Source organism: Pseudomonas sp. 18.1.10 (genome assembly GCF_024655625.1).
Taxonomy (GTDB): Bacteria; Pseudomonadota; Gammaproteobacteria; order Pseudomonadales; family Pseudomonadaceae; genus Aquipseudomonas.
Genome location: NZ_JANLGL010000064.1, coordinates 20746 through 30531, shown reverse-complemented (window position 1 = coordinate 30531; position 9786 = coordinate 20746). Strand labels below are relative to the sequence as shown.

The following is a 9786-nucleotide window of genomic DNA, read 5'->3' as shown; positions in this document are numbered from 1 at the left end:
CAGACACCTCGGTGCATCAGCCATACCGAGGTGATGCTATCGCAGGCAAGCCAGCTCCCACATTTGGATCTGCGCCGGACCTGATTACTTCTTGGTCTTGACCTTCGCGCCACGCTGGCGCTGCGCTTCGAACAGGCACACGCCGGTGGCAACCGACACGTTCAAGCTGCTGACGCTACCGGCCATCGGCAAATGCACCAGGTAATCGCAATGCTCACGGGTCAGGCGACGCATGCCCTTGCCTTCGGCACCCATAATCAGGATGGTCGGGCCGGTGAGGTCCTGGTCATAAATGCTGACCTCGGCCTCCCCCGCCGTGCCCACGACCCACAGGCCGCGCTGCTGGAGTTTCTCCAGGGTGCGCGCCAGGTTGGTCACGGCCACCAGCGGAATCACTTCCGCCGCGCCGCAGGCAACCTTGCGCACAACTGGCGTCAGGGTGGCCGATTTGTCTTTAGGCACGATCACCGCCAGCGCGCCGGCAGCATCCGCCGAACGCAGGCATGCGCCGAGGTTGTGCGGGTCGGTCACACCGTCCAGCACCAACAGCAGCGGCGCACCTTCGGTGCGGTCGAGCAGCTCGTCGAGCATCGCTTCGCCCCAGACCTGGCTCGGGCTTACGTCCGCCACCACGCCCTGGTGGACGCCTTCAACCCAAACGTCCATTTCACGGCGCTCGGCCTGGCCGATGGCAACCTTGTTTTGCGTGGCCAGCTCAACCAGCGCTTGTACACGCGGCTCGCTGCGACCTTCCGCCAACCACACTTGCTTGACGCGTTTCGGGTGGTGACGCAGCAGTGCTTCTACGGCGTGGACGCCGTAGATTTTTTCCAGACTCATGACTTGGCCTTAGGTTTGCGCGACCCGCCGCTTTTGGCAGGGGCCGAACCCGCTTTTGGCGGGCCTTTGCGATGTTTACTTGGCTTGCTCGACGGCTTTTCCGCCCCGTGGGACTTTCCCCCAGACGCCGCTTTACCACCGCTTTTGGCTTCGTTGAGCAACTGCTGCTTCAACTCGCGGCTCTTGCGCAGCTCGGCGTTTTTCGCCGCAGCGTCGCTTGGGCGGTAGGCTTCGGGAGCCTTTTCCTTGGTAGACGAGCGACGACCAGCCTTGGCGGCCAGCTCAGGCTCAGCTGCTTTTGCAGGTGCGCCCTTGCCTTTGCTGGCAGGTGCGGTCGGTGTGCTACCACGATTTTTTTTGCGGCTACCCGGCGATTCGGCTGGCTTATCAGACATGCCGAAGTCGATCTTGCGTTCGTCGAGGTCGACGCGCATGACCTGTACTTCCACGGTGTCGCCCAGACGGAAGCTGCGCCCAGTGCGCTCGCCCGCCAGGCGGTGATGCACAGGGTCGAAGTGGTAGTAGTCACCCGGCAAGGCCGTGACGTGCACCAGGCCTTCGACGTAGATGTCGGTCAGCTCGACGAACAGACCAAAACCGGTCACGGCCGTAATCACGCCCGGGAACGTCTCGCCTACGCGATCCTTCATGAACTCGCACTTGAGCCAGTTCACCACGTCGCGGGTGGCTTCGTCGGCACGGCGCTCGCTCATGGAGCACTGCTCGCCCAGCTGTTCCAGGGCTGCTTCGTCGTACGGATAGATCCGCGCCTTCGGAATGGTCATGGCACCGGCGCGCTTGACGTGCGGGGTGTTCTGCTTGGAGTGGATCACGCTGCGGATTGCGCGGTGCGTGAGCAAGTCCGGGTAACGACGGATCGGCGACGTGAAGTGGGTGTACGCCTCGTAATTCAGGCCGAAGTGGCCCTGGTTATCAGCGCTGTACACCGCCTGGCTCAGGGAGCGCAGCATCACGGTCTGGATCACGTGGTAATCCGGGCGATCCTTGATGCTGGCCAGCAAGGCCTGGTAGTCCTTCGGCGACGGGCCATCCTTGCCTTTGTGCAGGGACAGGCCGAGCTCACCAAGGAAGGCGCGCAGTTTTTCCAGGCGCTCCGGCGGCGGGCCGTCGTGCACACGGTACAACGCAGGAATTTCGTGCTTCTTCAGGAACTCGGCAGTGGCCACGTTGGCCGCCAGCATACATTCCTCGATCAGCTTGTGCGCATCGTTACGCGTGGTCGGGGTGATTGCGGCGATCTTGCGCTCGGAACCGAAGACAATCCGGGTTTCCTGGGTTTCAAAATCGATCGCGCCACGGGTATGACGGGCGCCCAGCAACACCTTGTACAGCGAGTAAAGCTGCTTGAGGTGCGGCACGACACCGGCGTATTCGGTACGCAGGGCCTTGGCTTCGCTGGTCTTCGGTGTTTCCAGGATGGTGCTGACCTTGTTGTAGGTCAGGCGCGCCTGGGAGTGGATCACCGCTTCGTAGAACTGGTAGTCGGTCATTTCGCCGGTTTTCGAGATAGTCATCTCGCACACCATGGCCAAACGGTCGACTTTCGGGTTCAGGGAGCACAGGCCGTTGGACAGCTGCTCAGGCAGCATCGGGATCACGCGCTCAGGGAAGTACACCGAGTTGCCGCGCACCTGGGCTTCGTTGTCCAGGGCCGAACCGATCTTCACGTAGCTGGACACGTCGGCAATCGCGACGAACAGCTTCCAGCCGCCGGAGAACAGGCGCAGCTTGCCTGGCTTGGCTTCGCAGTAGACCGCATCGTCGAAGTCGCGGGCATCTTCGCCGTCGATGGTGACGAACGGCAGATGGCGCAGGTCGATGCGTTTTTCTTTGTCTTTTTCTTCCACTTCCGGCTTGAGCTTGGCGGCTTCTTTCAGCACCGCCTCAGGCCAGACGTGAGGAATATCGTAGGTGCGCAGCGCAACGTCGATTTCCATGCCCGGCGCCATGTAGTTGCCGACCACTTCAACGATATCGCCCTGTGGCTGGAACCGTGCGGTTGGCCAGTGGGTGATCTTCACCTCGACGAACTGACCGACCTTGGCGGCGCCATTGCGGCCCGGGGTAATCAGCACTTCCTGCTGGACCTTCGGGTTATCCGGCACGACAAAGCCGATGCCGCCTTCTTCGAAGTAGCGGCCGACGATGGACTCGTGAGCACGGGACACCACTTCGACGATCACGCCTTCACGGCGACCACGACGGTCGAGGCCGGACACACGCGCCAGCGCACGGTCGCCATCGAACACCAGGCGCATTTGCGCCGGGCTCATGAACAGGTCGTCGCTGCCGTCGTCCGGGATCAGGAAGCCGAAGCCGTCACGGTGGCCGGCGATGCGGCCCAGGATCAGGTCGAGCTTGTCCACCGGCGCGTAGGTGCCGCGGCGGGTGTAGATCAGTTGAGCGTCGCGCTCCATGGCACGCAGGCGGCGGCGCAGGGCTTCGAGCTGGTCTTCGGTGGTCAGACCGAATTCTTCAACCAACTGCTCGCGGCTAGCAGGCGAACCCCGATCGGCGAGGTGCGCCAGGATCAGTTCGCGGCTAGGAATAGGGTTTTCATATTTTTCCGCTTCACGAGCGGCCTCGGGATCGAGGGACTGCCAATCGGCCATTAGAGAGTTTTCACCTTGTCTATATGCGGGTTAGTTTGGCATACGCGTATTGAAACGGGAAATTTCAGGCATCAACAAGCGTTTAAAAGCCCTTTGGCGCCCTTTCCAGGCACCTTGCACGACCATTGGCGAAATATTCCAGGATTTTTTCATGGCAGGGGTTTACAGCTCATTAGGCCCTCCGTATAGTGCGCGCCATCGACGACGGCAACGTTGTTGATGTTGCCCAGGTGGTGAAATTGGTAGACACGCCAGCTTCAGGTGCTGGTGATCGCAAGGTCGTGGAAGTTCGAGTCTTCTCCTGGGCACCAAATTCAGATCAAACCCGCGAAAGCGGGTTTTTTCGTTTCAGGTCTTTGATTTTTAAAGCAAATCCCGATTAATTTTTTTAAATCAGGGGTTTACAGATCTAAAAGCCCGCCGTATAGTTCGCCCCATCAACAGCGGCAACGTTGCTTGATAATGCCCAGGTGGTGAAATTGGTAGACACGCCAGCTTCAGGTGCTGGTGATCGCAAGGTCGTGGAAGTTCGAGTCTTCTCCTGGGCACCAAATTCAGATCAAACCCGCGAAAGCGGGTTTTTTCGTTCCTGACCTCCTAAAAACTCTTTTCGACTTTGAGTGCCACTTCGGTCTGGCGGTAGGTGTATGCCCAGTCGATGCTGCTCGCGTTGACCGTACGCTTCACGTAAAGGCTGGGCACCAGGCCAGCGAACTTGAAACGCGGCACAGCCAGGTTGGCGATATAGATCTGCTGGCGATCTTCGCGCAGGCCGCCGAGAAAAGCGTCCGCCTCGTCATAACGCGTACGCCGGTACAGCGCGGTGGCATTCAGATTGATCCCCACATCAAACATCCGATACAGCCCCAGGCTGGCCATGTACTCCTTGTTGCGGGCCGATGCCTGCGGCTGGGTGCGGCGCGTGTAGGTCAGGCCCCCGTAAACCAGGGTCTGGCTGCCCAGCAGGTAGGACGCGGAACCGCCCACCATGCGTTCGTCGTAATTCTCAAAGTAATCGCGCTCTTCGCCTTGGAAACGAAAATGCTTCTGTTGCGCCTGGGCGGTAAGTTGCAGGCGCTCGGTCAGCGTGTGCTTCCACTCGGTGCGCAACCCCGTCGCCTGATACTTGTTATGTCGATCACCCCAGTAACTCTCGAACAGCGGAGAGACCGAGACATCATCCAGCGCACTCAGGTAGTTGTAGCCGATGTAGATCACACTGGTGTTGTCGTCGTAATAGGTCTGCGGCTCGTCTTCCTTGTGCCGATGGTAGTAATTGCCATAACTCAGCCCGCGCACCAGCAGGTGGTGGTTGCCCTCGATCTGCAAGCGCCGCTCGGCCACGGCGTCATACACCAGGCTGGAGGATTTGATTGGCGAAGGCATCTTGCGGTTGGTCTCGAAGCACTCGAAAAAACCGCACACCTGGGTGCGCGTGGTCATGCCGTTGGCCTGGTTGATATTGCTGTTGTAGCCAGTGCCCATCGATACAGAACCATGCCAACTGTCGCGCTCGCGCAATGCGCCTTGATACCCCTCCAGCACTGGCACCACCTGCTCGGGCACCGTGCTTTGCGCCACCTCATCAAACAAGGTCTTGGCTTCGCGGGATTGATTGTCCTCGAACAGCGCTCGCGCCAGCTCCAGCTTCGCCCGGGCGAATGACGGGTTTTGCGCCACCGCCCTGCGCAGGCTGGCAATCGCCTGACGGTAATGCTTCTCCTGGCGGGCCAGCATGCCCTCGGCCATCGACACCAACGCCGGCTCATGGCCGGGCAACTGGCGGTAGCGCTCGACGAACTGGCGCACCTTGGGCCACTGCTGCAGGTTCAGCGTGACGTAGATCGCAGGGCCGAGGTCTTCCAGGGTGTTCTGTACGTTATAGGTACGGCCCTCGATGGTAATCAGCGAGGCGTTGTCTTTCGCCGGATCGGTATCCACCAAGTGGGCGCGCTCACGCTCGGTCATGGTCCGGTCGATCTTGTTCAGCAGTTGCCGGGTGTCGTCTTCATCGGCCCAAGCGGTGCAGGCCAATGAACTCAAGAATAGGGTTAAAGCAAGCCGCAGGGGCAGGCACAGGGGCATGTGGGTCAGATCCAGCGAAGGGACGATGATGAAAAAGGGAGAGATCAACTCTCCCTTTTCTGACGCGGGGTTTTAGTTATTGCTTCTTGCCGCCGAAAGCGACGCTGGTGGCGGTATTGCCAGTGTTGTAGATACCGGCCATGGCTTCTGCACCGGTGCCGTAGAACTGGCCTTTGATGGTACTGCCGGTGTTCTGGAAAGAGCCGTTCGAGGCAATATTGGTACCGTTGAAGTTCACAGTACCTGCACCGCCAGCAATAGAGCCTGCGATGGTGCCGGCGCTGCCACCGTAGTTGACGTTCAGGGTCCCCGAGGAAACACTTGGTGCACTTGGGTCGAATCGCTTGATACCGACTACGTCGTACTTGGCGTTAACCAAGGTTGGCATGGCGGTCGTCGCGTTTTCACCGGCGTAGAACACCGTACGGTTGGCGCTCGTCAGGTTGAGATCCGTGCTCTTATCTGGCTGAACGCCGGTTTTACGTGGCGCCCATTCACCGAAGTACACCTCGACGCCCGGCACCTTGGCGATCACTTCACCGCCAAACTGTGGGAAGTTAGGCAGCGGGTCGGAGATCTGGCGGTAGGAATACACCTGAGTGCCGTAGGCGACGGAGGATTTCCAAGTTTCAGATATCTTCACGTTGTTCATCACGATGTGCGCGGATGTGGTGCTCGCCGCAGGGATCAACCCGTTGGTTTGAGCAATAGGGCCACTTTTAAAGCTGACAACCTTAGTGATATCGGCAGTCCCGCTAACAACCGTCGGCATAGCAATCCCAACCTCACCAACACCCTGCATATTGGACGGCTGCACGGAGACATACGCCGTGGAAGAACCACCCGTTACAGTAGCAGCAAAGCTACCCGAAGCGGCCAAAGCAAGCGCAGAAAACACAAACAGTTTTTTCATAACAACCTCCTAGTTAAAATGATAAAAACCACTGTTTTTGATTAAAAACAGCAAAAAATCAGAATCGCGCAGTCAACCCAAGTTTCAGGGTGCGCCCAGGCGCCGGCATCATTACCCGAGCCAACGGATCGAGGTAATAACGATTGGTTAAGTTATTGACGCCGAAGTCGACATCGACATTTTTATCGACGTGATAACTGGCGTAGGCATCGAACACCCAGATCGGGTGCCAGTTAAATGGCCGATTATAACCATCCACGTACATCACACCATTACGAATCCAGTCTTCCTCATCCTTATTCACAGCACTGCTGTGATAAACCATGCGCGCGCCCAACTCCAGACTTTCATTGAACAGCCGCACACCGCCGTCCATATTCAATGAATACGTCGGCTGCAAGCTGCTGCGAGAGAATGTCGTGGGAAAGCCGGCTGTCACACAGGAAGAGATCGCCGAATTGTAATAAGGATCCAATGTCGCGGCGTAGTCCTTGTCGCATAGTTTTTGCTTCAGCCGATAGCTCGCAGAAAAATTATTGAAATACTTACCACTGTCGAAACGGGTCTGCAATTCAATACCCGAATACATTTTCTTGTCGTACTGCACGACATTGAAGTAGTAGTCGCGATCAACAAAATCACGAATCGTATTATCGTAATAGTTTATCTTGAAATCCGCATGACGCAGGTTTTTGAAATAACCGGTCAAGTCATGCACGTAGCCGACCTCCCAATTATACGAATGCTCAGGACGCATACTGTTATTCGACACATTGGCCCCCGAGTAACCCGATGCCGCTTGCGTGTCCTCATAGATAGACGGGAACCGAATAAACTCTGTGTATCGTGCATAGACCCGTGCATGCTCGGTTAAAAAAATCGTCGCCCCTGCCATGGGCGCCCAAGCGCTATCCTTTCGTTTCTTTGGTAGCGCCCATTTATTGGTCGGATCAGCAGCGTATATACCCCCACCGGCATTAGCACGACTAACAATATATTTGGCATAGTCTCCCGAAGCACCTTGAGGATTGCTCACCGTCTCCTGCAAATTTATAGCACCATTCAAAAATGGATTCTGTGAGCGATCCAGAGTAAATCCGTCAAACGGAACTTCTACAGTTTCGGCTGTATAACGCACCCCGTTTACAGTGTCCTTAGCAAGCATAAAGGGCAGTTCCTCTTCTGGAACTGTTTCATCGGCGATAGCTTGGTAGACGCCATCTATATATCGCTGATTTTCCGCATCCGTCATGACCCGCTGATATTCAAACGACTTTCGGTCATAACCAGAGTTGACCTGCCAACCCGCATCCTGATTTTCCCGATGCCGCTTAAGCCCCGTATCAAACGAGTTGTAATCGCTGTATCGCGCACCCGCCGTCAACAACAACCACGACGTCGGCGTCCAATCAGCACTGAACGTAAAGTTATATTGCTGACGCTCGCCACTGCGCGGCCCCATGTAGCGATTGCCCCACGTAAATTGAGTTGTCGCCCGCCCTTCCGAAGCATCTTTCTGCTCTAACTTTTCCTCACTGAAGTCACTGGACAGTGTCAACGCCACCTCATCACTCAACTGCAACTTGTTGCTGACATTCACCCCCCAACGATCATGCTGGGAAACTTGCAGCGCCTTGGCATAAATCGAGTAACGGTCATTGGTGTTCGGCAGTTTCTCCGGCGTCGCCCCACAATGACCTGCATTTGCCCCCGCTTGGCACTGCACATAGTTATTCCAGGCCACGTCCTGATCCTGAAATGAGCGCGCAGCAATCGCATACACGTCATCGCCGTTCTGATGGCGCCGCGTATTGCTGCGGGTCATCCACAGCCCGGTCTTGAGGTCGATCAGCGGGTTTTCCGGGTTCCAGTTGTAGGTCAGGTTATAGGTGTCTTGTTTGAGCTCGCTGTAGGGCATTTGCAGGCCGATATTGTTCTCACCGGCCTTGGCAAGCCCCACGTAGTAACTGACCAGGTACGGCGAACTTTCACCGTATTCCGATTCGTTATGCATATAGGACAGCTTCAGGCTTTGCTCATCGGACAGGTAGAACGTGCCCTTGAGCAGTGTGGTGCGCATTTCGCTGGAAGTGTTGGCGACTTCGTGCCCCGGCAAGAACAGGTTCGCCACATACGATTGGACGTTGGTGTCCCCCGGAAGCCCCGCTGCCTTGGCATCGGCCTTGGCATCATCCAGCCAACTGCTGGTCTGGTAGCGCTTGGCGCCTCCCTTGCCACTGAAATAGTTGCCCTTTTTGCGATAGCTGTAGGCGCCGAACAGGTCGAAATTCTCTTGGCGCGTACCGGTGGCGAGCCGAAAGGAGTTGTCATTGAAGTCGAAGTTGCCGGAGTGTTTGCCAGTGTTCGGACTGAACTCAGTCCCGCCTCCACCTTGGGTAAACATCAAGTTGCCGTCATACCCGGCGTAGGCACCCGGAATATCCCGATAGTCGCGCCCGAAGGTCTTCATCCCGGTTTCATCCGGCTTCACCGAATTGGTCCCGGTCTCAGTCTTGAGCTCCAAGGCAAAGGTTTCGCCCGGCCGCAGGATGTCATCCAGGTCGAGGGTCTTGATCTCCACCGAACCACCCACGCCACTCTTGATATCCGGGTTCAGCGACGGCCCCTTCTCCACCGAAATGCTGCCGATCATGTTCGGGTCGATGTAATTGCGGTTGGCCACGCCCGCCGAACCCATCCACACCGCCGTGGCTTGCTCGGTGCCATCAACGGTAACCGGGATACGCCCTTCGCCCTGGATGCCCCGGATGTTCGGGTCCAGCGCGCCGCTGTTGCGCGAATCGCCGCTGTACACACCGTTGAGCCCCTGGAACACATCCGCCACGCTGGTGCCCTTGTAGCGCTCCAGTTCGGTCTTGCCGACGTAGACGTTGGAGACGTCCTTGGCGAACACGTTGTTCTGCCCGCGCTCATCCTTGGTTTCAAACTCGCCGTTGACTTCGATGGCTTGCAGTTCGTGCTCGGCTTTCTCTTCAACCCCGCCTGGCAACTCAATGGGGTTGGAACCCATCTTGATCGGCGTATCAGCGCAGACATACGGCGCGGAAAACGCCATCAGAATCGAGCAAGCCAAAGGCTTCAAGCGGCTTAAGGACGGGGGTGGGCCAAAGGCGGACATAGCGGGAACCTGTAGTGGTTATGCACTGCGATAGGCCCTCTCGGGCGACGCAGTGATACTACTCACAGATACGAATGAATCTCACTTGGCTTTGTATGCAGAACGAAGTAATTCCTATGCGGTCGGCGGTTTTCCCCCGGAACGGCACCTGAGAAACAATATCGTTTATCATTGTT

5 protein-coding genes and 2 tRNA genes are annotated in these 9786 nt (G+C 57.4%); 2 read left to right on the top strand and 5 right to left on the bottom strand.

Annotated elements, in window-relative coordinates; genetic code table 11:
- Positions 1–84: 84 nt before the first annotated feature.
- Positions 85–840 carry a 23S rRNA (guanosine(2251)-2'-O)-methyltransferase RlmB gene (rlmB, locus tag NUV89_RS13515; protein ID WP_248750993.1) on the bottom strand — a complete coding sequence of 252 codons (756 nt, stop codon included), beginning with the start codon at positions 838–840 and terminating at the stop codon, positions 85–87.
- The gene (rnr, locus tag NUV89_RS13510) at positions 837–3473 is read right to left on the bottom strand and encodes a ribonuclease R (protein WP_257781707.1); all 2637 of its coding nucleotides are present in this window, start codon (positions 3471–3473) and stop codon (positions 837–839) included. Before rnr ends, rlmB begins: the two co-directional genes overlap by 4 nt.
- A gap of 224 nt (positions 3474–3697) precedes the next feature.
- Between rnr and NUV89_RS13505 the strand changes: the two genes are divergently transcribed.
- Together NUV89_RS13505 and NUV89_RS13500 are read left to right on the top strand one after the other, a co-directional pair.
- Positions 3698–3784 (top strand) — tRNA-Leu (locus NUV89_RS13505).
- 153 nt (positions 3785–3937) lie between these two features.
- Positions 3938–4024: transfer RNA gene (locus NUV89_RS13500), tRNA-Leu, on the top strand.
- A 46-nt stretch (positions 4025–4070) separates the two neighbouring features.
- Here NUV89_RS13500 and NUV89_RS13495 read toward each other — a convergent pair.
- Genes NUV89_RS13495 through NUV89_RS13485 form a run of 3 tightly spaced genes read right to left on the bottom strand, consistent with a single transcriptional unit; the run spans position 4071 to position 9610 of the window.
- On the bottom strand, positions 4071–5606 hold the full coding sequence (locus tag NUV89_RS13495; RefSeq protein ID WP_257781706.1) for a surface lipoprotein assembly modifier: 1536 nt from the start codon (positions 5604–5606) through the stop codon (positions 4071–4073).
- 28 nt (positions 5607–5634) lie between these two features.
- Positions 5635–6471, bottom strand: coding sequence for a Slam-dependent surface lipoprotein (locus NUV89_RS13490; RefSeq protein ID WP_257781705.1), 837 nt, complete (start codon positions 6469–6471; stop codon positions 5635–5637).
- A 58-nt stretch (positions 6472–6529) separates the two neighbouring features.
- The gene (locus NUV89_RS13485) at positions 6530–9610 is read right to left on the bottom strand and encodes a TonB-dependent receptor domain-containing protein (protein WP_257781702.1); all 3081 of its coding nucleotides are present in this window, start codon (positions 9608–9610) and stop codon (positions 6530–6532) included.
- Positions 9611–9786 lie beyond the last annotated feature (176 nt).

What these genes read in the sequence shown, in the direction of transcription:
- rlmB (WP_248750993.1), bottom strand. Translation starts at nt 840, where the DNA reads ATGAGTCTGGAAAAAATCTACGGCGTCCACGCCGTAGAAGCACTGCTG.
- rnr (WP_257781707.1), bottom strand. Translation starts at nt 3,473, where the DNA reads ATGGCCGATTGGCAGTCCCTCGATCCCGAGGCCGCTCGTGAAGCGGAA.
- NUV89_RS13490 (WP_257781705.1), bottom strand. Translation starts at nt 6,471, where the DNA reads ATGAAAAAACTGTTTGTGTTTTCTGCGCTTGCTTTGGCCGCTTCGGGT.
- NUV89_RS13485 (WP_257781702.1), bottom strand. Translation starts at nt 9,610, where the DNA reads ATGTCCGCCTTTGGCCCACCCCCGTCCTTAAGCCGCTTGAAGCCTTTG.